We start from the raw sequence: 23,176 nt of genomic DNA on the forward strand, positions 1-23,176 counted from the left end.
CCTACTCGCCCCTCAGCTGGCGTTTGACCTCGCCGCAGCGCAGCATGGCGGCCCCGAAATAGGGGTTGTTGACCTTCGGGTCACCCTGCAGCCACGTCGCGCCCTGGTTGCCGAAGGCCATGGGGCAGTAGAGTTCGTAGACCGGCCCTTGCCCTGCGCCGTAGGTTTCCACCATGCGGGACATGGCCACGGACAGGGGGTAGAACCCGGCGCGCAGGCCGTCCATTTCGGCGGCCTGCTCCATCTCGTCGAGGCCCGAAGCGATGGCCGCCGAATGCCCGGACCATGCTTCACCGCCCTCGGCGCGAGCGCTCTCGTTGACCTGCCCGAGGGCCTGCCTGAAAAGGACGAGAGCCGCGTGGGCCGTGTTCGCGTCATCGCCGGCCAGGGCTTCCTGTACCGGAATATAGGCGGCGTACAGGGCGTCGAGGGCGCTGCGCAACCCGGCGGGGGCCTCGATCTTGGCCGTGAGCTCCTGCAGGGGGAACGCGGCCCGGACCCGGGCGAAATGGCCGCGCATGTCGTCCAGCACCTGGGCGGCGCGGCGCGGGGTCGGGGACTCGTAACCCAGCAGGGCGTCGTTCCCCAGGAGCATGGACAGCTCCTTCCATTCCAGGGCCGCCTCGCCGTCCAGGGCGTCGGCGTCCACGCCGTTCAGGGCCTTGCCGAAATCATGGTACGCGCCGCGCACGGCGTCCAGGCCGCCCGCGGCCACCGCTTCCTCCACGGCCCCGAGGCGCTGGGCCAGGGCCGCCAGGCGGACGCTGAAGGGCTGCGGCACGTCCGCGAAGCGCACCCCGCTCGCGGCCGGGGATTCGGCCGGGTTCATCATGCTCGGCCGGGCCACGATCTGCAGGGCCGCGTCGATGCGGAAATTGCCCTGCACCACCACCATCTCGCCCTCGGCGATGCCGCCGCGGACCACGTAGCCCTGGTCGGTCCGGGGCCCGAGCACCACCTCCCGGCCCTCGTACACGCCGGGCCGATCCGGGTCGGCCACGTACACCACGGCGCGCTTCCCGGTGATGAGCGGGGCCGAGGCCGGGATGACCAGCTCGCGCGGCCGCTGCGCCGCACCGTCCTGCTGCATCGCGCTGACGAACATGCCGGGCTTCAGCGCCAGCCCGGGGTTCGGCACTTCCACCCGCACCTCCACGGTGCGCGTGGCCGGGTTCACGGACGTGCCCACATACACGACCTTGCCCGTGAACTCCTGCCCCGGCAGGGCCTCGACCCTGAAGGCCACGTCCTTGCCGGGGGCCATCCAGACCAGGTCCGATTCGTAGGCCTCAAGCACCACCCAGACCCGCGAGAGGTCCGCCACGGCATAGATGGGCATGCCCGTCTGCACGTACATGCCTTCCACGACCTTCTTCTCGATGACGATGCCCGACTGCGGCGCGGTCAGGGTGACATGGTCCGCCGGGGTTCCGCGCTTGACCATGCCTTCGATCTGCGCCTTGCCCATGCCCAGCAGACGCAGCTTCTCGCGGGCGGCGTTCTCCATGCGCAGGGCGGAGTCCGCGACCAGACGGCTGCCGCCCGACATGCGCTCGCGGGCCCGCACGGCCTGGATGAGTTCGGCCTGGGCCGCCACCAGCTCGGGGCTGTAGACGAGGGCCATGGCCTGCCCGGCCCGGACCACGGCACCGGTCGTGTCCACGTGCAGCCTGTCGATGCGGCCGCCGACCCAGGCCGTGATGACGCCCACGCGCGATTCGTCGTAGGCCACCTTGCCGAAGAGATGGGTCTGCACGGAGACCTCGGCCAGGCGCGCCGCTTCCACCCGGATGCCCGCCAGTCGGGCCGCGTCCGGGGAAAGGCTCAGCTGGCGCAGGCTCGTCCGCCGGTCCTCGCCGTCCGGTATGGCCAGTGGGATGAGGTCCATGAAGCAGATGGGGCACTGCCCGGGTTCGGGCAGCTTGATCTGGGGATGCATGGAGCAGGTCCACAGGGACGCGGCGGGCGCGCCTTCGGCGGTCTCCTGTCCGGCATGGTCGTGTCCGTCATGCCCGGACCCTGGAGGCGCCCACAGGAGGTACCCCCCGCCAAGGCCGAGGACCACGAGAAGGCATCCGGCCGTGGCCCACACCGCGTATTTCCTGAGTGTCGCGTTCATGCATCCCTCGAAGACGGTTTACTGTTTCTTTTCCGCCGGAGCGGCTTCGGCCGGGACCTTTTCCAGCTCGACGCCTTCGGCCTTGAGCTTCTTCATGTATTTCTCGGGATTTTTCCTGAAGGTCTCTGGGCATCCCGCGCAGCAGAAGTAAACCCTTTCGCCCTTGTAATCCACATAGAGTTCCTTGTTGATGGCGCCGCCCATGACGGGGCATTCGGTCTGGGGCGCGGCCCAGGCCGGGGACAGGGACAGGAAGGCGAAGACGGTGGCGGCCGCGCAGAGCAGAATGAGCTTTTTCATGATGATTCTCCTTGCCTCACTTGGAGGCTTCAGGTTGTGTCAGTGGGACCCGCAGGTCGCGGGCCTGTTCTTCTCCGGCCAAGGCCGGGGTCCTCGAAAATGTGCGGGGAATCTCCTCCCCGGCCAGGACGTCGAGATCGGCCAGGCGCACGGCCTGGTCCGTCAGCACCCGGTGGTACTGCAGTTCAAGTTCGATGAGCGTCTTCTCGGCGGTCAGCAGGTCCAGCATGGAGGCCTTGCCCGCCTGGTACGCGTCCATGGAGGCATCAAGGTTCTGCCGCGCCTTGGGCACGATGGTTCCGGACAGAAGCTCAAGGCGCCTGGACCCGTCGCGGACGCCGAAGAGCAGCCTGCTGGCCTGGGCCTCAAGGCCAGCGACCTTGTCCGCCCGCTCCAGGCGCGTCGCCCGGGCGGAATTTTTGGCCTGCCGCACCGCCGCCTCCCGCGCCTCCTGGTCGAAGGGCAGGTTGATGCCGAAGGTGATGGCCACTGGGTCCTTGCCCTCGTTGACCACCCCGGCCATGCGCGGGGCGTCGGTGTAGATGGACTCCAGCCCCACGGTCAGGTCCGGAAAGAACTCCCTGCGTGCGAGATCCGCGGCCGCATCGGCTGCTTCGGCCTTGGCGTCGAGGGTGGCCAGCGCCAGGTTGTGTTCCGTGATGGCCGAGGTGATCCGGCCGTCATCCCAATTCGTGTCCATGAGCGGGACGCTGCCGGGCATGGGCAGTATCTCCCCGGCGGGCCTGCCCAGCAGGGTGCGCAGGCGCTCGGACAGGGGAAGCCGGTAATCGTTCAGGGAAGCGACGCGCTCCTCGACCTTGGCCCGCTCCACCTGGACGCGGGTGAAATCCGCGTAGGAGGCGCTGGACACGGCGTACCGGGTTTCCACCAGTGCTTCGAAATATTTCAATATTTCAAGCTCTTCCCGCGCGGAATAAAGCGCCTTGCCCAGATAGGCGTACTCGAAATAGGCGGCCCCGATCTCGCGGAAAAGTGTCAGCTTGGCGCTCTGGGCCTGGGCTAGCAGGGCCGCGGCCTCGCGCTCGGCCACGGTGGCCTTGAGGTCGCGCTTGCCGAACCACGGCAGCATCTGGGACACGCCGTATCGCATGCGCTGGGGCCCGGTGCGCGTCTCGACGGGCACGGTGAAGACGCCGAAAGACAGCCTCGGATCGGGCCAGGCCCGGGCCTGGGGGACCTTGTCCAGGGCGGCGTCGAAGCGGGCGAAGGCGGCCTGCAGGCCCGGATTGGCCCGCGCGCCCTCCTCCAGATAACCGTGCAGAACGCTCTGCTCCGGCCACTCGTCAGCGAACGCGGCCTTGCCCGCAAAAACCAGGACCACGGCGAACCCCCAAACGGCCAGGCGGGTCAGGGACATCCTCATCATGAACCTCCGGCATAATAATCTCGGCAAAACATAAGCAACTGCCATGCTTGAACTCATAAGCCCCATGATTTCATGAAAATAGCTCAAAACATTTAAACCGGATCATTTTAATATGATTAATACGCGCAGCAAATTGCACAAGAGCCCTGCACAAAATAGCGGCACCACGAATTCTGCACACCTGAAGCGGACTCTGCGCCCGAACAAGGCCGTCATCGAGCGTATCCGGATGGATGTATCGATAAAAAGGCTTCAAAAGCATAGATGCACATGATGCTTCTGGCCAGAAAAAAGTCTGAAAGGCGAAGCGGTGCAAATAAAATGAAAAAAGCAGGAAGGTTCCGGTCCTGAGCAATCCTTCTTTACAGCCGCCCTTAGCGCATCTACGGTACGCGCTGCGGAGGTGCCAGGTGAACGTTCTTCAGACCATCCTGCCGATTTTCATACTTATTCTGACGGGCTTCGTGCTCCGCAAGGCGGAATTTCCAAGTGCGGCCTTCTGGCCTCAAGTCGAACGCCTGACCTACTACGTACTTTTCCCGGCCCTGCTCGTGGGCAAGCTGGCCACTCTGCATATCGCAGATCAGCCGGTGCTGTTCATGTCCGTCACGCTGGCGCTGTCCATAACCGTGATCGCCGGGCTGCTCATGTTCATGCGACCGTTGGTGCAAAAAGACGGACCGGCCTTCACCTCCATCTTTCAGGGCGCCATCCGGCCCAACACGTATCTTGGCCTCTCTGCCGCCGGAGGTCTCTTCGGCGACGAGGGGCTGACCCTTTCCGCGGTTGCGCTCATGACCATCATCCCGCTGGTCAATGTGCTTTGCGTGCTGATTCTGTCCAGGCATGGACGCGACACCAGCATTCGCGGATTACGGGAGACGCTGGTGCAACTCGGCCGCAATCCGCTCATTCTGTCCTGCATCGCCGGTTTCACCCTGCAATTCTTGAACATCGGCCTGCCCGCCCCGGTGCTGGAAGGCTTGCACCTCCTGGGCAGCGCCTCGTTGCCGCTGGGACTTTTGGCCGTAGGCGCAGGGATGTCGTTCACGGCGGCTCTTCAAGGCTGGAAGGACATCGGCGTCGGCTCGGTCTTCAAGCTTCTGCTGCTACCGCTGCTTGCCTTCGGCATCGGACGAACCCTGGGTCTTTCAGGAACGCCCATGGGCGTCTGCCTGGTCTTCGCGGCCGTCCCGGTCTCTGTCTCCTCCTACATCCTGGCCCGGGTCCTCGGCGGCGACCACGACCGCATGGCCGCCATCATCACCATCCAGACCCTCCTCGCCCTGCTGACGCTGCCCCTCGTGCTGGGCCTGCTGCTTTAAACGGCTCATGCGCGGTCCGCGCTGAAGGGCGTGGGGTATTTCAAGGGATGGAAGAAGATGAACAAACCTGACGGGCGGCATCCCGAACCCAGGAATTTTGCGCTGGAAAGGAAGCAGGTGAAGCCGTTTTGTGTTTCGCGAACGAATCGAAGCACAAAAATCTATTTATCTGAATTCATTCAATTTTAAATTGAGTTCGCACTATAAAACTTACAATTGGACGAGCATCAACTTACAATTGGACGAACAAAAACTTGCAGTTTCAAACCCCCACCCCCTGGCCCAGGCGGAACTCGCCGGAAGAAAGTCCCCGCAGTTCCTACCCGCATTGCTGCAAAGGCCTGGCCTGCGCGCTACTCGGCCTGGGTGCCGACGCTCTCTGGAAAGACCGCGTCGTGATTGGCCGGATACTGGCAACATTCATCTGTCTGGAACTCAAACACCAGGCAGACTGGCTGGATGATGCGGTCTCGTTCAGGCATTTCCGGGACAAGGACAAGATGGAAGTGGATCTGCGGGGGGAGGATCGCCGGGGTAGAGATGAAGGTGTCATCGACCGTGACCGGCGATGATTTCAAGGGTCTGCGAAAACTCCAGCAGGCCGTGGAAAACCGGTTTGTGGCCGGGGTTGTGATGTACGACGGCGAGGCAGTTGTTCCCTTTGGAAACCAGCTTTATGCCGTACCGATATCGGGCCTCTGGGAGAAATGATACACGAGGAAAATCGAGGGTCAGACAATCGGAAATACTTTCTCTTGACCTGGGTCCTTTTGATGGGCGCCCCCGTGTTCCCTCAAACGACAGTGAGACCGGCCTCAGGAGGAACCAGCCCGGGCTACTGGCTCTAGGAGTATCCGTGAGACTGGGCAGCATCGACAAAACCGCCGTGATCAACCATAAACCTGATCGTGGGTCCCAATATTGACCGGGATGATCTCCTTGTCTTCAATCAGAAATTCGATGGTCAGCCTGTAGCTCATGGTGATGGAAATGGAATGAAGTCCGGCCAGCCGGCCTTGCAGTGGATGAATGCGAAGGGATGGGTGGAAAGGATTTGCCTCCATGAGGAACAGGCATTTTTCGTATTGGCCGAGGAGTTCCGGATGCGCCTTGAAGAATTTTCTCGCTCTCCGGGAGTAGCTCTCAGTAAAGATGATCGCAAATTTATTCATGGCCCAGGCTTTCGATGTGCTCGGCGACGGATCGATGAGCTATCGCGCCTTGGGCCTTGTCCCGCCGCGTTTCGAGCAGGGCCGCTTCGAGTTCGCACTCGCGCAGGTGGTTATACTGTTCCACGCTCATGACGACATACGCGTTCTTGCCACGCACGGAGATGGCCACCTCCGGAGCATGAACCAAACTTTCAGCGATACACGCCACGCCCCTGCGTTTGATTTCATTTGCTGTAATCACGGACATTCCGAACTCCTTTAATGCTTTGATAAGTACTTTTTTAGGCGCTATAAAAAGCACTGTCAACAATACTTCAAACCAAAGTAGATACATCACCTCGAGTTGTGGCCCTCACTCCGGCCTGCCAAGCATCCCATCTTCTGGGCAGCCTGTCCCTAACATCCTCGTATCCAAAGCCCCGCTCGACCGACCTACCCGACTCTTTTCAGACCAGGAAAAACTAGAAACTGTTTTTTTTCACAGCCAAGAGGTCTGCGCCCGACATGGACAGCCTGCCTCCGGGATTACAGTATCTGGCCGAGGAACTCCCTGGTGCGGGGCATCTTCGGGGCGTCGAAAAAGGAGTCCGGGCGGCTCTGCTCCAGGATCACGCCTTCATCCATGAAGGCCACCGAGTCCGCCACCTCGCGGGCAAAGCCCATTTCGTGCGTGACCACCATCATGGTCATGCCGTCGTCGGCCAGCCTGCGCATGACGGACAGCACCTCGCCCACCAGCTCAGGGTCCAGGGCCGATGTGGGCTCGTCGAAAAGCATCACCTCCGGCTCCATGGCCAGGGCTCGCGCAATGGCCACGCGCTGCTTTTGGCCGCCCGAAAGGTTCTGGGGATAGGCGCCCTCCTTGTCCCCAAGGCCTACCTTGTCCAGATAGTAGCGTCCAAGCTCCCGGGCCTTGGCCTTGGACATCCCGCGTACCTGAGTCGGGCCTTCGGTGACGTTGCCGAGCACTGTCATGTGCGGAAACAGGTTGAAGTGCTGGAAAACCATGCCCACCCGCGACCGCAGGGCGTTGATGAACCGTTCGTCGCCGTGGACGAGCTGCCCGCCAACGCGGATCTCGCCCTGATCGTAAGTCTCCAGATAGTTGACGCAGCGAAGCAAAGTGCTCTTGCCCGACCCGCTGGCCCCGATGACGCAGACCACGTCGGACGGCATGATCGCCATGTCGATGCCCCTGAGCACATGCTGGTCGCCGAACCACTTGTTCAGCCCCTGTATTTCAATGACCGGCGTCTGTTGCACCGCTTCCTCCCGTGGTTTGAAAATTTTCCGCTACCGGACTTGCGCCGTGACGCCACGCGCCAACTCCGCATTACGGCCAGGACTACTGCGTCGAGACATCGAGCCGGGCCTCCAGGGCCCGGAACAGCCAGCTGAACACGGCCGTGTAAAGCAGATAGAACACCGCCGCGAGAAGCAGCATCTCCATCATCATGAAATTGGATGATGCCAGCTGCTGCGACTTGAGCAGCAGTTCGTTGATGGTGATGGTACTGGCCAGGGATGAATCCTTGAGGGCGATGATGAACTGGTTGCCCAGCGACGGCACCGCGCGCTTCAGGGCCTGGGGCAGAATAATGCGCACCATGGCCCTGGAATAGGGCATGCCCAGGCTGCGCGCCGCCTCCATCTGCCCGCTTGAGATGGAGACGATGGCCCCCCTGAATATCTCGGCGATGTACGCGCCGTTGTGGATGCCAAGAGCGAGCACGGCCGAGGTCAGGGCAGTCAGCCCGGCCAGACTGCGCAGGCCGAAATAGATGAACAGCAATTGCAGCAGCAGCGGCGTTCCGCGCACCACGTAGATGTAGGCGCGGGCGGGAATGCTCAGCAAACGGCGCTTGGAGATGCGCATGAAGGCCGTGCCCAGGCCCAGGGCCACGCCCAGCACGATGCCAAGGGCCGAGACCTTGAGCGTCATCCACGCCGCCGGAAGAAAATAGGGAAGATACTTGGGCAGAGCCGCAAAGTCGAAATACATGCGAGTGTCCGATTTCTTGAAGGTTGGGACCGTCCGGGGCGTAATGCCCCGGACGCAGTGTCATTGCCGTGAGGCGTCTACTTGGTGGTAATGTCGGTGCTCAGCCACTTGACGCTCAATCGCGCCAGGGTCCCGTCTTCGTGCATGCCCCGCAGGATCTGATCGACGGCTTCAAGGAGGGTCTGGTCATTCTTGTTGAATGCCACCGCTATGTTCTCGCTGCGTAGGGGCGGGCCCAGAGGGGCGATTTCGAACCTGTCGGAATTCATGGCGTTCACGCCCACGACACGGTCGGTGATCACGCCGTCCACCACACCGTTCGACAGCTCGGTCAGCGTCTGGGTATCGTCCTTGTAGAGTTTGACCTCGCCCACACCGAGCCTGGCCGCGTCGTCGGCAAAGGTGGTGCCCGTGACCACCCCCACGATCCGGCCGCGCAGGTCTTCAGGCGAGGCAAAGGGTGAATCCTTTCCGACCATCATCTGCGCCCCGGAATAGTAATAGGGCGTGGAGAAGTTGACCACCTTGAGTCGATCCTCGGTCACGGCCATGCTGCCCAGGATGCCGTCATACACGCCGGAGCGCAGTCCCTCGATGATGCCGCTCCATTCCGTGGTCACCGGCTTGAGGGTCACTCCCAGGCGGGTGGCCACCTCGCGAGCCACATCCACGTCAAATCCCACCAACTCGTTGTTTTCACTATAGAAATTAAAGGGTGGATAGCCGCCGCTCATGGCAAAACTGATCTCGCCCGCCTCGCGGACACGTTCGAGGGAATCAACCTCCGTGTCGGAACAGGCAACGAGTCCAAGGAGAAAAAACGAGACCGCAACAGCGGCCAGCACACGCGTAACATTTTTCATGAAAGCTCCTGTGTTTTGATGAAATGACGCTCTTCCGGAAAGGAAATGTCAGGCTGAATCCCCAGCGATTCTCGTCGCGACATGGTCAAAATCAGAGAATCAATTTGGCTGCCGGAGATGAAAAGCCACGTCGAACCGAATGACAATCAGCTCTGTGCAGCATGCAAAGCATCGATGCTGTATTGCTGCATCGTCATAGCCGACACGAAACATGTTTCAGATTCATACTAAGTAAACACTATTGTGCATTGCCGAACAAGGGGGGAGCGTGGGGATGTTTCGGGTACACGGGAGTACCCGAGAAAAACAAAAAAAAGGAAGATTTCGAATTGTCATGAAAAAAGCGGGAGCCCGAATGATTCGGATTCCCGCTTTTTGGTGTCGGTCCCAAAGACGTTCAGGCTTTCAGGACAACCTGCCCTTGAAATCCTCGTATCCGAAGCTCCGCACCACCCGCATGGACCCGTCCTCGGGTTCGAAGGTGGCGATGGAGGGCAACTGGATGCCGTTGAAGGTATTGGTCTTGACCATGGAGTAGTGGGCCATGTCCGTGAAGACGAGGCGGTCGCCCGGTTCCAGGGGCTTGTCGAAGGAGTATTCCCCGGCCACGTCGCCGGCCAGGCAGGACTGGCCGCCCAGGCGGTAGGTGTGAGCCTTCTCGCCCGGCAGGCCGGAGCCGACGATGTACGGGCGATAGGGCATCTCCAACACGTCGGGCATGTGCGCCGGGACGGAAGTGTCCAGAATGGCGATAGGCATGTCGGCCTGGGTCACGTCCAGGACCGTCGAGACCAGGTAGCCCGTGTTCAGGGCCACGGCCTCACCGGGTTCCAGATAGACCTGCACTCCGTGACGCTGCTTGAACTCGCTGACGAGCCGGCACAGGAGATCCACGTCGTAGTCGGGACGGGTGATGTGATGCCCCCCGCCGAAATTGACGTACTGCATGCGTCCGAAGAATTCGCCGAAGCTCTTCTCCGCCGCCGCGATGGTCCGCTCCAGGCAGTCCGAGTTCTGCTCGCACAGGTTGTGCCAGTGCAGGCCCGTAACGCCGTCCAGCAGGTCGGGGCGGAAGTCAGCCCGGCGCACGCCAAGCCTGGAGCCCGGAGAACACGGATCATAGATGGGCACGGCCCCTTCGGAATGCTCCGGATTGATGCGTACGCCAAGCTCGATCTCACGCCCAAGACGCGCGGCCTCGGTTGCGATAAGTCCCCGGAATTTTTCCAGCTGGGCGAAGGAGTTGAAGACGATGTGATCAGCCGTAGTGCACAGGTCGAAGATGTCGGACTGGGAATATCCGGCCGCGAAGGCATGCACCTCACGCTTGAACTCTTCCCGCCCGAGCCGGGCTTCATGCGGCGAACTGGCGCAGACGCCGTCGAGCACCTGGCGCAGCACCGGAAACAGGCTCCACATGGCAAAGCCCTTGAGCGCCAGCAAAACCTTGCATCCGGTGCGTTCCTTGACCTGCGCCAGCACATCCAGATTGCGGCGGATGAGCCCCAGGTCGACCACGAAGGAAGGCGTGGCGACCTGGCGGGGATCAAACCGGTACGAAGTGCGTCCGTCCATCACAGATCGACCACCACCCAGGGCAGGCCGTGGACGTTCAGCTTCTCCATGAACGGATCGGGATCGAGCTGCTCCATGTTGAAGACGCCCTCGCCGCGCCACTTGCCGGTCATCATCATCATGGCGCCGATCATGGCCGGCACGCCCGTAGTGTAGGAGATGGCCTGGGAGCCGACCTCGCGGTAGGCCTCTTCGTGGCTGCAGATGTTGTAGATGTAGGCCTTGCGTTCCTTGCCGTCCTTGACGCCCTTCATGACGCAGCCGATGCAGGTGCGGCCCTTGGTCAACGGTCCGAGGGAACCCGGTTCAGGCAGCACGGACTTCAGGAACTGCAGGGGCACGATCTTCTGGCCCTTGTAGTCCACGGGCTCGATGGAGGTCATACCTATGCCCTCCAGCACCTTCAGATGATTGAGATAGTTCTGGGAGAAGGTCATCCAGAAGCGGGCGCGCTTGAGGCCCTTCAGATTCTGCACCAGGGATTCGAGTTCCTCGTGGTACATGAGGTAGCAGTCCTTGGGGCCGATGCCCTCGGGAAAGTCATAGCTCATGCGCCAGGACAGGGGATCGGTCTCGACCCACTCGCCCCGCTCCCAGTAACGGCCGCGCTGGGTGATCTCGCGGATGTTGATCTCGGGATTGAAGTTGGTGGCGAAGGGCTGGCCGTGGTCGCCGGCGTTGCAATCGATGATGTCGAGCTCGTGGATCTCGTCGAAGAGGTGCTTCTGGGCGTAGGCGCAATAGACGTTGGTCACGCCGGGATCGAAGCCCGAGCCGAGAAGCGCCATGAGGCCCTTCTCCTTGAAGCGCTCCTGATATGCCCACTGCCATTTGTATTCGAACTTGGCCTCGTCGAGGGGCTCGTAATTGGCCGTATCGAGGTAGTCCACCCCGGTCTCAAGACAGGCATCCATGAGGGCCAGATCTTGGTAGGGCAGGGCCACGTTCAGCACCAGCTTGGGCTGAAAGGATTTGATGAGAGCCACGGTCTCGGCCACATTGTCGGCATCGAGGACGGCCGTTTGGATCTCACGGCCGATCCGTTCCTTGATGGACGCGGCGATGGCGTCACACTTGGATTTTGTCCGGCTGGCCAGCATGATCTCGGTGAAGACATCGGGAACCTGGGCACACTTGTGAGCCACGACATGGCCGACACCGCCGGCGCCGATAATGAGCACTTTGGACATGGCGATCCTCCTTTCAGGTAAGGAATGTTTCAGATTACAACCCGCTCGACAACCCGCCGCTGCAGGCATCGGGATTTTCGCAATCCCGCCCCGCGTTCAAATAGGTGTAGCCGCGCATGCCCCGTTCGTAGGCGCGCATGATCATGAAGCGCTCCTGGGGGCTGATCTTGCCCGTGCGCACCCCCTGCTCCGCCACCTTGCGAAAATTCTCCAGAACCTGCTTGGGTTCGAATTCCACATAGGAAAGCACGTCGGCAACACTGTCGCCCTCAAGCTCGCGGATGAAGTCGTAGGTGCCGTCTTCATTGATGCGCACGCTGACCACGTTGGTGTCGCCGAAGAGATTGTGCAGGTCGCCCAGGGTCTCCTGATAGGCCCCGACCAGAAACGCGCCCAGATAGTAGGGCTCGCAAGACTTGACCGAATGCAGCTCCAGCACGCGCTTGACGCCGTGAATGTCGATGAAGCTGTCCAGCTTGCCGTCGCTGTCGCAGGTGATGTCGGCCAGGATGGCCTGCTCTTCGGGACACTCGTCAAGCCGGTGCACGGGCATGATCGGGAAGAGATGTCCGATGGCCCAGGCGTCGGGCAGGGACTGAAACACGCTCATGTTGCAGTAATAGATGCTGGCCAGGGCCAGATCCACGTCCTTCAGGGCGGAAGGCGGATTCTTCATCTCGGGCAGTTTCTCGGCGATATTGCGGATCACGGCCCAGAAGATGGTGTCGCTCATGGCGCGCTGACGCAGGCTGCACTGGCCCAGGCGGAAGAGCTGACGCATCTGGTCCCGGTAATAGATGGCGTCGTTGTAGCATTCCTGAAGATTCTTGAGCGACAGGGAGTTGTACACTTCCAGCAGGTTGTGGATGGCCTCGGGGTCTTCCTCATCCAGCACCTGGGGCACGGTGCGGTCTTCCAGACGGCTGACATCCAGCACATTGAACAGCAGAACCGAATAGTAGGCCACCGTGGCCCGGCCGGATTCGGTGATGATGTGCGGATGCGGCAGATCGTGCTCGTCCATCGTGGCCATGACCGACTCGACGATGTCCGTGCAATACTCTTCCAGGGAGTAGTTGCGGCTGCTGGCGTAATTGGTGTGGGAACCATCGTAGTCCACGGCCAGGCCGCCGCCCAGGTCCAGATAGCCCATGGCGCAGCCTTCCTTGACCAGCTCCGCGTACATGCGCGTGGCTTCGTGGACGGCGGTTCGGATGTCGCGGATGTTGGGAATCTGCGAACCGAGATGAAAATGCAGGAGCTGCACGCAATCGAGCATGGACTGGCCGCGCAGCAGGTCGAGCACATCCACGACCTCGGCCGTGGACAGGCCGAAGATGGACAGGTCACCGGCCGACTCGGCCCAGTGGCCGCCCGCCTGGGTCGAGACCTTGATGCGCACGCCGATGCGCGGCTTGATGCCGAGCGCCTTGGCCCGATCCATGATAAGCGGCAGTTCGCTTGGCATTTCAAGAACCAGGAAGCACAAAAAACCCATCTTGCAGGCGTAGAGGGCCAGATCGATGTAATCCCGGTCCTTGTAGCCGTTGCAGACCAGACAGGCCTTGGGATTTTTCAGGAAAGACAGGGCCGCGATCAATTCGGCCTTGCTGCCGACCTCGTAGCCGTGGTTGTAGCGATTGCCGACCTTGGCGATCTCTTCGAGAACCTGCTGCTGCTGATTGACCTTGACCGGATACACGCCGCGAAATTCGCCGTTGTATTGCAGGGTCTTGATGGCCGAGGCAAAAGAATCGTGAAGCAGGGAAATCTGCGCATCGAGCAGATTCTCGATCCGAAGCAGTACCGGCAGGCCCAGACCGCGTTCCTGCAGGCCGCTTATGATGGAGGGAATGGGCACGCAGACACCCTTGCCCGGAAAGGGCGTTATGCCGAGCTTGCCGTCGGGGGTGATCTTGAAATATCCCCCGCCCCAGTTGTCCACGCCGTAGAGTTCCACGGAACGTTCCACGGTCCATTTTTCGAGATTCCGAGATCGCATCAAAATCCTCCACCGTCTTACCTGAATGATACAAGCCCAGCTAGAATCCGGGCCAGCGCACCCCCTCTAAACAGCGGGGGGCAGGCCGTCAATAAATCTTGTGCGCCGTCGGCACCGCGCAACTTGCCAGCCTCTGTAACAGGCTCAATTTCTACTTTGCCTTGCGCCGCGCCTTGGGCTATCTGCCTTTTGCCCCTTCACCCGCAGGAGAACACAATGCCTTTTGTTGAAATCATGGCCGTGGCCATCGCCCTGGCCATGGATGCCTTTGCCGTTGCCATCGCTTCGGGCGTGGCGCTCAAGGTCGTGACCAGGCGGCACACCTTTCGTCTGGCCTGGCACTTCGGACTATTTCAGGCCGTCATGCCCATCATCGGCTGGTTTGGCGGCTATGCCGTACGCGAATATTTTCTGCGCTTTGGTCACTGGATCGCCTTCGCCCTGCTCCTCTATATCGGAGGGCACATGCTCTGGGAAGGGCTGCACAAGGACGAGGACAATGTCTGCCAGGACCCCACCGTGGGCACAAAACTGATCATGCTCTCCGTGGCCACAAGCATCGACGCCCTGGCCGTCGGCTTCACCCTTGCCATGCTGGGCCTGTCCATCTGGGTCCCGGCGGCGATTATCGGCGTGGTGGCCCTGCTTTTCACCGCCGCAGGCCTGCATCTGGGCAAATATCTCGGCTGCGAGACCCGCCTCGGCCAGTACGCGGAAGTGCTCGGCGGCGGCGTGCTGCTTGCCATCGGCTGCAAGATCCTGTGGCAGGCACTCTGAGACCGTTACGCCATGCATGCATATTTTTCAGTGTACAATTTGTGAATCTTCTTCCCGACATCGAAAGGAAGTCGCATGGATACCGGAAACAGCTTGGCGTGAAAAATCCGCAACCCGGACTTATCGTCATTCGCCACTTCCTGCATTCTCAAAAATGACTTGCACTGCTTGATTCCCTCTTCAGACGTGGCACGGCCACATGCGTCAGAAATAAAAATATCATCCTGTGTAAGATCTACAACAAACTCGAAGAAACATGCAAAAATGTTCTTATAAATCAAAAAATTTGATTTATACTCAGGAGCAACTACGACAGAATTTATATACAAATAATACATCCTGGATTTTTCGTAACAATCTATATCGTCTGGAGTTATCTTTGTTTCATCAAAGTCAATTCTGAGAGCATCCATAAAAGTTCTTTCTTTCAGAGGGAACATGCCTATATATGCAATTACCTTATTTGATTCTGTTTCTTTTGCAACACAATAAATTTTATTATTCTTATCGTTCCAGCTCTTAATCCTAGACAATGGAACAAGATGCTCTTCTTCATATACAACACGATCAAGTTGCACAAGTTGCACTATATCATCCTGAGAAGCTCCACAATAAAAAACGATATGCTTGTTATCAAAGCACAAATTAAAAAATCTGGTTTTTTGCATAACAACGCCCTCCGCAAAATTTATTAATTATGATTCAAAAAAAATTATTAAATTTTATACAAAAATTCCAGAATGCTATTTATTTAATAAAATTCAGAAATTATACCAAAAAAATAAATAAAAATATTTATATCTTTAAAACAGTATTTTTTTGACTGCGATCCATACACCACCTCAATCTGCTTGAATTCACCAACCTGTACATTTTTTGCTCGGTATGCTCGTATTTCTACTCATCAAGAACCTGAAATGTAATATGTAGCACTACCAAAATATGAACACCCATAATACGTACCGGTACGTATTATGGGTGTCTTGAATCTGCCGCAGGCGTGCCCGCCGCGGGGCCTCAAACCAAGCCGGGAAAACAGCTCTTTCAGCCTTGAACGACGAAAAATCCCGAACCTTCACTCCTTTCGGCAATCTCCGAAATCTTTCCTGATCCGTTTCAATTCGCGCTTATAGCCCTTGGCATCGCCGTAATCCACGAATCTGCCGTAGCGCGCGTGCGCGGTTTTCGGAAGACGGGAATGCCTGATGGGGCACCAGTACTGTTCGGTGCGCCCGGCGATCTCGCGCAGGTAGCCCATGAGACCGTTGAAATAACCGCAGTAGAGGCAGTTGCACTTCTCCACCCAGTTCAAATATTTGAGTTTATGACGATCGAGAATGATGTAGTCCCGCCGCCTGACGCGCGGGATGCCGTAGACCGGAAAGCAGATGAGCTGGTAGAAATAGACGAAGAAATCCAGAGCCACGGCCGGGATCAAGGCAAACCAGATAACCGGGATGGTCAGAATCTTGAAAAATCCGGATTCGTAGACATAGGATGTCCAGCGCGTGGCCAAGGCGCGGTGGGCCTCCTGGGCCTCGCGGCTGAAGCGGACCCGGTTCCTCTCCACCGTGTAGCGAAATTCCTCCTGCTTGGCCGCCAGGTCGCGCCGAAGCTCCTGTTCAAACTCCTCCATCCTTTCACGGATTTCTCGGAACGTATCTCTCATTGGCTCTCCTTGTGATTTCCAAGCACCTACATGCTCCACGTTCGCTCCACAACCAACGAACGAGCCCGAACTAGGCAACGCGCCTGATCCGAAGTATGGAGAAACCACACCCCAACTCTTGCCAAGGAGGACTCATGCACGGCTGGACCGGACGCATTCTGGATATCGACCTCTCGACAATGAAGGCCCGTTCAGGAGAGCTGCCGCGCGAACTGGCCATCTCCTTCCTGGGCGGCCGCGGCCTCAATTCCAAGACGCTTTTCGACCGCGTGCCCCCCGGCACGGACCCCTTGAGCCCCGAAAACGTCTACTGCATCGCCCCTGGCCCGCTGTCCGGGACAATTCTGGGCATGACCAGTCGCATGGAAGTCTCCACCCTCTCACCCTATTCGGGCATCCTCGGCGACGGGAACGCAGGCGAACGCTTCGCCACGGTCATGAAGCGCGCACGGGCCGACCAGATCATCATCACCGGCCGCGCGCCAAAACCCTGCTACCTGCTGGTCACGCCGGAAAGCGCCGAGCTGCACGACGCCGCGCACCTGTGGGGCAAGGGCGCCTGGGAAACGACCGATCTGCTCCTGGCCAAGCACGGCCAAAAGGCCTCCGTGGCCTGCATCGGTCAGGCGGGCGAAAACCTGGTCCGCTTCGCCTCGACCATCGTCGACAAATACGCTTCGGCCGCGCGTGGCAGCGGCGCGGTGCTCGGCTCCAAGAACCTCAAGGCGGTCGTTGTCGTCGGCAACCATTCGGTAAGTCTGGCCGACCCCGGGACCTTCAGGGACTTGGCCGCCCTTGACCGGGAATTCTTCGCCAAGGACGAATTTCAGCGGAACGTGGCCGCCAAGTACGGCTCCCATCACGGCATGAGCGACTGGCGCCCCGGCTTTCGCAATTACACCAAGTACCTGGAGCCGGGCGAGGTGCCGCCGCAACTGCGACCCGAGGCCTGGAAGAAATACGAGATCGGCCGCACGGGCTGCGGGAACTGCTCCGTGCGCTGCAAGAACGTGTACGAGATCCCGGACGGCTCGCGCAAAGGCGAACACGGCGAAGCGCTTGAATACGAGTCCATCTTCTGCATGGGCACCAACTGCGGGGTCTGCGATCCCGTGGCCATCATGGAGATGAGCAATCTTGGCGACATCTACGGCCTCGACGTCATTCCGCTGGGCAACACCATCGCCCTGGCCAAGGACCTCTTTGCGCGCGGCATCCTGACCCGCGAACAGACCGGCGGTCTCGACCTGTCCTGGGAGAACGCCGCAGACCAGATCGAGTTGGTGCATCTGACGGCCTTGCGGGAGGGCTTCGGCAATATCCTGGCCGAAGGCATGCTCTCCATGGCCAAGATTCTCGGCCCCGAGGCCATGCAGTACTGTTACCACGTCAAGGGCCTGAGCCGCGGCCCCTACCCGGCCGGACTCTTCGCCTTGGCCCACGCCACCTCGACACGCGGCGCCGACCATCTGCGCGGACGCAGTTGGGCCTACGGCGAAAACGATCCGGACCTCTATCCCAGGCTCCAGGCTTCCGGAGCCATGCATGCGGACATGGACGACCCGGTGCAGGCCATCATTCTCTCGGAGCGGGTCTGCACCCTGGCCGACTCCGTGGGACGCTGCAAGGGAGCGGTCAATTCCTGGGCCAACGCCCTGCCCCTGGCCTGGAAGCATCCTCTTTTCGAAGGACTGGCCCGCCTGATGAGTTCGGCCACCGGAGAGACCTTTTCCGAAAAGAGCCTCGTTGACGCAGCGGACCGCATCTACACGCTGGAAAAAGCCTTCAACGCCCGCCGGGGCATCACCAGCGCCCACGACTCCATCCCCCTGAACCCGGACCACCATGGCCCGGAAGAAATGGAAAAGGAGCGTGCCAGGCACCGGGACCTTCTCCGCCGCTACTACGCCCTTCAAGGGCAGGACGCGCAAACCGGCATCCCCACCCGGGAACGCATGGAAGAACTGGGCCTTGGCAGAGAAGGAGCGCGTCTGCACGACGAGGGACCCTACCCCGAGTGGACCGGGCCGACTCTTTGGCCGCTTCACGCCTATCCCCACGGAGGCAAGCGGGCCTGATAGGCAGTCAACTCGGATCTTCAACAACACTAAATGCTTGACTGCCTTGGGTAGCAAAGGCAGACAATGTCATACCACGCATTTGTCCGGGTGGCCCGGCGCAGCCTGGGCGTCAGACACGCCAAACCCTGACGCCCGAACCCGAAGACCTGGGCATCCTTCTGAAAAGAGGCCCAGGATCGGCCCCATTTATTGCTTCCGGGGCAAATCTCGTGCTAGAGACATCCATGGCCGAGTCATACGGCCTGTATCTTCATCCCCGGAATGGCTCATGCGTTTCATCCTTGCCCTGCTCCTGCTGCTGACACTATGCGGCCAATGCCCGGCAGCAATGCCCTCGTCGGACCTGAGTCCGGAAGAGAGAGCGTGGCTGGCCGAGCACAGGGATTCCCTGCTTCTCTCCTTCGACCGCTCATTTCCCCCTCTGGAATTCGAAAAACCCGGCGGCGAATTTGCCGGCCTGAGCGCCGATATCATCGCGCGGATCGAAGAATTCCTCGGCATCACCTTCCGCAAGCAGGGCGTGCCCTGGACCGAGGTCCTGCAAGGCCTGCAAAACGGGACCACGGCGCTGGCCCCGGCCATCGTCAACACCGCGGATCGCTCCGAATACACGTATTTCACCCGACCCTATGCAACAATTCCGCATGTCATCGTCACCTCCCGCCGCGTCAAGGGCCAGTTGACCCTGGATGACCTTGACGGAATGCGCGTGGCCGTGGTTCGGGGCTATGCTTCGGCCGGCATGGTCCATGAGGCCGCCCGAGACCGGTTCAGCGTGGTGGAGGTGGAAACCATCCGCGAAGGCCTGCGCGACGTGTCCTTCGGGGTGGTCGACGCCTTTGTCGAGAATCTGGCCGTGGCCGCCTGGTACATCGACCAGGAAAAACTGCCCAACCTGCGCGTCGCGGGAAGCCTGGAGGCGACCCAGGAGCTGTCCATCGGCGTCAGCAGGCACTATCCGCTGCTGGCCAGTTCCGTAAGCAAGGCTCTGGACTTTATCAGCGAATCCGAAAAGAAAGGCATCATCGATCGATGGCTTCAATTTCCGACATTCTTTCCTGACAAGCAGACCCTTGATGCCTTGAAGCTCGCGGCTCTTTTCACGGCCATCATCCTGTTGGTGCTTGCGGGAATCGCGTGGGTCCTGAGCCGCAAGCTGCGCAGGAAAATCCATGAACTAAGGCGCACCGAGTCCGCCCTGACGGAACAGGTGGACCGTTTCCGGCTGGCCCTTGAGACCACCCAGGCGGGATTTTGGGAGAATTATCCGTCAGAGGGTCGGGAAATGCACAGCCAGGAATGGTACTCCATGCTCGGATACTCGCCCCGGGCCGTGACAGGCGGCGTGGAGGACTGGACCAGACTCATCCATCCCGAGGATCGCGAAAAAGCCATGGGAGCCTTTTCCGCCTACATTGATGAAGGTGGCAGGGGCATGTACGAAGCGGAATACCGCCTGCGCGCCAAGGACGGCTCATGGCGCTGGATTCTGGGCAAGGGCCGCGCCGTCTCCTGGGACGACGAAGGCCGCCCGACCCGCATCATCGGTCTCAATCTTGACGTCCAGAAAAGCAAGGAAGCCCAGGTCGAAATGCAGCGCGCCCAGGCTCTGAACAAGGCGCTGCTCGAACAGACCACGCAATTCATCGGCCTGCTCGACCTGAAGGGCAACCTCCTCGTCGCCAACCGCACCAGCATCAAATGGGCCAAGGCGAAACCGGAGGAGGTTCTGGGCAAGCCTTTCTGGGACGGGCCCTGGTGGCCCGACAAGAAAAAGGCGGAATCGTTTCTTTTGAATCTCATCGATCAGGTCAAAAAGGGCCAGACCGTGCGCAGTGAGGTCGTGCATGTCGATACCGAGGACAAGGAAACATACATCGACTTCACTATGTCTCCGTTCCGCGACGAGAATGGTCAGGTCGTCAATTTCATCGTTGAAGGCCGCGACATTTCCATGCTCAAGAGAAAACAGATCGAAATCGCGGAGAGCGAGAAGAGATTCCGCACAATCTTTGAACACGCGCCCTATTCCATGTCCATCAATCGCCTTCCGGACGGAAAATACATGGACGCGAACACCGCCTTCCTGAACAAGATGGGCATCAGCAAAACCGAGTTGCTCAACCTCTCTCCCAAGGAAATCGGCGCATTGCCGGTTGAGCACCAGGAAGAGATATTCATGAGCCTCAAGGGCAGCCGCAACATCCACAACCTCGAAACCCGGGTGCAAAGGCCCAACGGGAGCACTGGGCATCTTCTCTACTCGGGCGGGCTCATTACCTTGGACGGCGAGGACTGCATCCTGTCCATGACCGTGGACATCACGGAACTCAAAGAAGCCCAGGAAGCCCTGCGGCGTTCAAAGGAAATGTTCTCCCGCCTGTTCCAGCTCTCTCCGGACATCATCACCCTGGCCAGAAAGGAAGACGGGATACTGCTGGAGGTCAACGAAACCTTCACGCGCACCACCGGGTATTCCCGGGACGAAGCCCTGGGGAAAAGCACCCTGGAACTGAAAATCTTCTCTTCGCCCGAAAGACGGACCGACTTCGTGCAAGCCCTGCTCCGTGACGGCCAAGTGGAAAACTTCGAATTCGACATGCGCCACCGTGACGGGCACATCATGCAATGCTCCACTTCGGCCAGGTTTATGAGCGTCGACGACACACCCTGCATCCTGGCCATCACCCGGGACATCACGCACGTGCGGGCCATGCAGGAGAGCATGATCCAGTCCGAGAAAATGCTCTCGCTCGGTGGCATAGCCGCCGGCATCGCCCACGAAATCAACAACCCGCTCGGCATCGTGCTCCAGGCGGCCCAGACCATCACCTTGCGCACCAGGGCCGACTTCCCCAAGAACATCGAGGCGGCGGCGAAGATCGGCGCCAACCTTGACCACGTGGACCGCTACCTGAAGGAGCGCAAGATCGACGTCTTCATCCGCGACATCCAGGGCGCGGCGGTCCGGGCGGCGGAGATCATTCGCCACATGCTCGACTTCAGCAGACGCAGCGAGTCCAGGCGCTCGGTCTGCGACATAAAAACCATCCTTGAAAATTCCCTGCGACTCGCCTCCAGCGACTATGATCTCAAAAAGAACTACGATTTCAAATCCATAAAAATCGTGAAGGACCTGCCCGAAGAACTGCCCTGCCTGCATTGCACGGAAACGGAAATCGAACAGGTCCTCCTGAATCTGCTGCGCAACGCGGCCCAGGCCATGGCCGAAGCCAAACCGCCCGTTTCCGATCCCTGCATCAGCATCCGGGCCAGGACGCTGGGGACGGGCCTGCGCATCGACATCACCGACAACGGGCCCGGCATCTCCCCTGAGAACCGCAAACGCATCTTCGAGCCGTTCTTCACCACCAAGATCGCCGGAGCGGGGACCGGCCTCGGGCTGTCCGTGTCCTACTTCATCATCACCAAGGGCCACGGCGGAGCCATGTACGTCACCGCCCCTCCCGAAGGAGGGACCATGTTCAGCATAGAATTGCCCGGACCGGCCGAATCGGTGAAAAACGAGTCGCATGCCTAGACGGACGGCAGGATTTCAACATATCAAGGCGGGCATGTCAGACATCATGAGCAGGCCGGCAAGGCGGGAAAACCCATGAACATCCTGGTTATAGACGACGAAGACGGACTGCGCCGCTCCCTGTGCGCCTACCTTGAAGACCTTGGATACGAGACCCTCGACGCGGCCAACGGACGCGAGGGTCTCGACGCCATGCGCAAGGTCCTGCCCGAGCTGGCGGCCGTCATCGTCGATCTGAACATGCCGGTCCTCGATGGTTACGGTTTCCTCCGGCAGGCTCAAATCGAGGCGCCGGAACTGCCCGTCATCGTCCTCTCGGGCGTGGGCGTGGTCGACGACGCGCTGCAGGCCGTAAGGCTTGGCGCGTGGGACTTTTTGACCAAGCCCCTGCACAATTTCAGCATCCTCGACCATACCCTTGGCAAGGTCATCGAAAAAGCCAGGCTGATCCGGGAAAACAGGGAATACCAGACCAACCTCGAACAGCTCGTGCGTCAGCGCACCGCCGAACTGGAGCGCACCCGGCGCCAGATCATGCACCGGCTGAGCCGCGCCGCCGAATACAAAGACAACGAGACCGGCCATCATGTCATCCGGGTCGGAGAAATCGCGGCGGTCCTGGCCGAGGCCCTGGGGCTGGACGAGTCAAGCTGCGCCAACCTGCGCGACTGCGCCCCGCTGCACGACATCGGCAAGATCGGCATCCCCGACGAAGTGCTTTTAAAACCCGGCAAACTCGACCCCGCCGAGTGGAAGATCATGCAGCAGCATTGCATGTTCGGCTGCGAGATCCTGGGCCCCCTGACCAGCAAGGAAGAGGCGCATTCGAGCTGTGAGCAGTGGGACAGAAAGGATCTGGACGGCAACGAATTGCTCGACCTGGCCCGCACGCTGGCCCTGCTCCATCACGAGCGCTGGGACGGCAGCGGCTATCCCTTCGGCCTGTCCGGTGAAGACATCCCCCTGGCGGCGCGCATCGTCGCGGTGGTCGACACCTACGACGCCCTGGCCAGCGAAAGGCCATACAGGGAAGCCTTCCCCGAGGAAAAATGCCTGGCCATCATCCGCGAAAGCTCGGGCAGTCATTTCGACCCCGAAGTCGTCGAGGCATTTTTTGCCAACATCGATAGAATCCGGAACATCCGCGTGCGGTGGCAGGACTAGGATCCGCAT

At 60.1% G+C, this 23,176-nt stretch carries 20 protein-coding genes; 7 read left to right on the forward strand and 13 right to left on the reverse strand.

Features of this window, described 5'->3' with window-relative positions; genetic code table 11:
* Window position 1: 1 nt before the first annotated feature.
* Genes BMZ24_RS02610 through BMZ24_RS02620 form a run of 3 tightly spaced genes read right to left on the reverse strand, consistent with a single transcriptional unit; the run spans window position 2 to window position 3,806 of the window.
* Window positions 2-2,119 carry an efflux RND transporter periplasmic adaptor subunit gene (locus tag BMZ24_RS02610; RefSeq protein WP_092188972.1) on the reverse strand — a complete coding sequence of 706 codons (2,118 nt, stop codon included), beginning with the start codon at window positions 2,117-2,119 and terminating at the stop codon, window positions 2-4.
* An 18-nt stretch (window positions 2,120-2,137) separates the two neighbouring features.
* On the reverse strand, window positions 2,138-2,419 hold the full coding sequence (locus tag BMZ24_RS02615) for a YHS domain-containing protein (protein WP_092188974.1): 282 nt from the start codon (window positions 2,417-2,419) through the stop codon (window positions 2,138-2,140).
* A 16-nt stretch (window positions 2,420-2,435) separates the two neighbouring features.
* The gene (locus BMZ24_RS02620) at window positions 2,436-3,806 is read right to left on the reverse strand and encodes a TolC family protein (RefSeq protein ID WP_161949013.1); all 1,371 of its coding nucleotides are present in this window, start codon (window positions 3,804-3,806) and stop codon (window positions 2,436-2,438) included.
* A 410-nt stretch (window positions 3,807-4,216) separates the two neighbouring features.
* Between BMZ24_RS02620 and BMZ24_RS02625 the strand changes: the two genes are divergently transcribed.
* The 3 genes from BMZ24_RS02625 (at window position 4,217) to BMZ24_RS19955 (ending at window position 5,842) form a co-directional block, all read left to right on the forward strand.
* Window positions 4,217-5,131 carry an AEC family transporter gene (locus BMZ24_RS02625; protein WP_092188978.1) on the forward strand — a complete coding sequence of 305 codons (915 nt, stop codon included), beginning with the start codon at window positions 4,217-4,219 and terminating at the stop codon, window positions 5,129-5,131.
* Window positions 5,132-5,385: 254 nt separating this feature from the next.
* Window positions 5,386-5,703: a DUF4143 domain-containing protein gene (locus tag BMZ24_RS19950; protein ID WP_208599793.1), complete on the forward strand. Its 318-nt coding sequence runs from the start codon at window positions 5,386-5,388 to the stop codon at window positions 5,701-5,703.
* Window positions 5,690-5,842, forward strand: coding sequence for a hypothetical protein (locus BMZ24_RS19955; RefSeq protein ID WP_208599794.1), 153 nt, complete (start codon window positions 5,690-5,692; stop codon window positions 5,840-5,842). Before BMZ24_RS19950 ends, BMZ24_RS19955 begins: the two co-directional genes overlap by 14 nt.
* A 179-nt stretch (window positions 5,843-6,021) precedes the next feature.
* On the opposite strand, the gene BMZ24_RS02635 is transcribed toward BMZ24_RS19955, so the two are convergent.
* The 8 genes from BMZ24_RS02635 to speA form a co-directional block, all read right to left on the reverse strand.
* Window positions 6,022-6,303, reverse strand: coding sequence for a type II toxin-antitoxin system RelE/ParE family toxin (locus BMZ24_RS02635; RefSeq protein WP_092188980.1), 282 nt, complete (start codon window positions 6,301-6,303; stop codon window positions 6,022-6,024).
* Window positions 6,296-6,550: a prevent-host-death protein gene (locus tag BMZ24_RS02640; protein ID WP_092188982.1), complete on the reverse strand. Its 255-nt coding sequence runs from the start codon at window positions 6,548-6,550 to the stop codon at window positions 6,296-6,298. The genes BMZ24_RS02635 and BMZ24_RS02640 overlap by 8 nt, the downstream gene beginning before the upstream one ends.
* A 278-nt stretch (window positions 6,551-6,828) precedes the next feature.
* Entirely contained in the window at window positions 6,829-7,566 is a 738-nt protein-coding gene (locus BMZ24_RS02645; protein WP_092188984.1) for an amino acid ABC transporter ATP-binding protein, read from the reverse strand.
* An 82-nt stretch (window positions 7,567-7,648) separates the two neighbouring features.
* Window positions 7,649-8,305, reverse strand: a complete 657-nt coding sequence (locus tag BMZ24_RS02650) for an amino acid ABC transporter permease (protein WP_092188986.1) — start codon at window positions 8,303-8,305, stop codon at window positions 7,649-7,651.
* A gap of 77 nt (window positions 8,306-8,382) precedes the next feature.
* Window positions 8,383-9,168, reverse strand: a complete 786-nt coding sequence (locus BMZ24_RS02655; protein WP_092188988.1) for an ABC transporter substrate-binding protein — start codon at window positions 9,166-9,168, stop codon at window positions 8,383-8,385.
* A gap of 405 nt (window positions 9,169-9,573) precedes the next feature.
* Window positions 9,574-10,743 carry a carboxynorspermidine decarboxylase gene (gene nspC / locus BMZ24_RS02660; RefSeq protein ID WP_092188990.1) on the reverse strand — a complete coding sequence of 390 codons (1,170 nt, stop codon included), beginning with the start codon at window positions 10,741-10,743 and terminating at the stop codon, window positions 9,574-9,576.
* Window positions 10,743-11,933, reverse strand: coding sequence for a saccharopine dehydrogenase family protein (locus BMZ24_RS02665; protein ID WP_092188992.1), 1,191 nt, complete (start codon window positions 11,931-11,933; stop codon window positions 10,743-10,745). The genes nspC and BMZ24_RS02665 overlap by 1 nt, the downstream gene beginning before the upstream one ends.
* Window positions 11,934-11,967: 34 nt before the next feature.
* Entirely contained in the window at window positions 11,968-13,935 is a 1,968-nt protein-coding gene (gene speA / locus BMZ24_RS02670) for a biosynthetic arginine decarboxylase (protein ID WP_092188994.1), read from the reverse strand.
* Window positions 13,936-14,151: 216 nt separating this feature from the next.
* Here speA and BMZ24_RS02675 point away from each other — a divergent pair, with 216 nt between their 5' ends.
* Window positions 14,152-14,712 carry a manganese efflux pump MntP gene (locus BMZ24_RS02675; protein WP_092188996.1) on the forward strand — a complete coding sequence of 187 codons (561 nt, stop codon included), beginning with the start codon at window positions 14,152-14,154 and terminating at the stop codon, window positions 14,710-14,712.
* A gap of 5 nt (window positions 14,713-14,717) precedes the next feature.
* Here the strand turns inward: BMZ24_RS02675 and BMZ24_RS19370 are convergent, their stop codons facing one another.
* On the reverse strand, window positions 14,718-15,380 hold the full coding sequence (locus BMZ24_RS19370; RefSeq protein ID WP_143077820.1) for a hypothetical protein: 663 nt from the start codon (window positions 15,378-15,380) through the stop codon (window positions 14,718-14,720).
* 407 nt (window positions 15,381-15,787) lie between these two features.
* On the reverse strand, window positions 15,788-16,381 hold the full coding sequence (locus tag BMZ24_RS02685) for a hypothetical protein (protein ID WP_092189000.1): 594 nt from the start codon (window positions 16,379-16,381) through the stop codon (window positions 15,788-15,790).
* Window positions 16,382-16,515: 134 nt separating this feature from the next.
* Here BMZ24_RS02685 and BMZ24_RS02690 point away from each other — a divergent pair, with 134 nt between their 5' ends.
* The 3 genes from BMZ24_RS02690 to BMZ24_RS02700 all read left to right on the forward strand — a co-directional run bounded on the left by BMZ24_RS02690 (window position 16,516) and on the right by BMZ24_RS02700 (window position 23,167).
* Entirely contained in the window at window positions 16,516-18,459 is a 1,944-nt protein-coding gene (locus tag BMZ24_RS02690) for an aldehyde ferredoxin oxidoreductase family protein (protein ID WP_092189002.1), read from the forward strand.
* 271 nt (window positions 18,460-18,730) lie between these two features.
* Window positions 18,731-22,003, forward strand: coding sequence for a PAS domain S-box protein (locus BMZ24_RS02695; RefSeq protein WP_092189004.1), 3,273 nt, complete (start codon window positions 18,731-18,733; stop codon window positions 22,001-22,003).
* Window positions 22,004-22,078: 75 nt separating this feature from the next.
* Window positions 22,079-23,167, forward strand: a complete 1,089-nt coding sequence (locus BMZ24_RS02700) for an HD-GYP domain-containing protein (RefSeq protein ID WP_092189006.1) — start codon at window positions 22,079-22,081, stop codon at window positions 23,165-23,167.
* Window positions 23,168-23,176: the final 9 nt, after the last annotated feature.

The organism is Desulfomicrobium norvegicum (assembly GCF_900114595.1).
In the GTDB taxonomy this organism is placed as follows: Bacteria; Desulfobacterota; Desulfovibrionia; order Desulfovibrionales; family Desulfomicrobiaceae; genus Desulfomicrobium; species Desulfomicrobium macestii.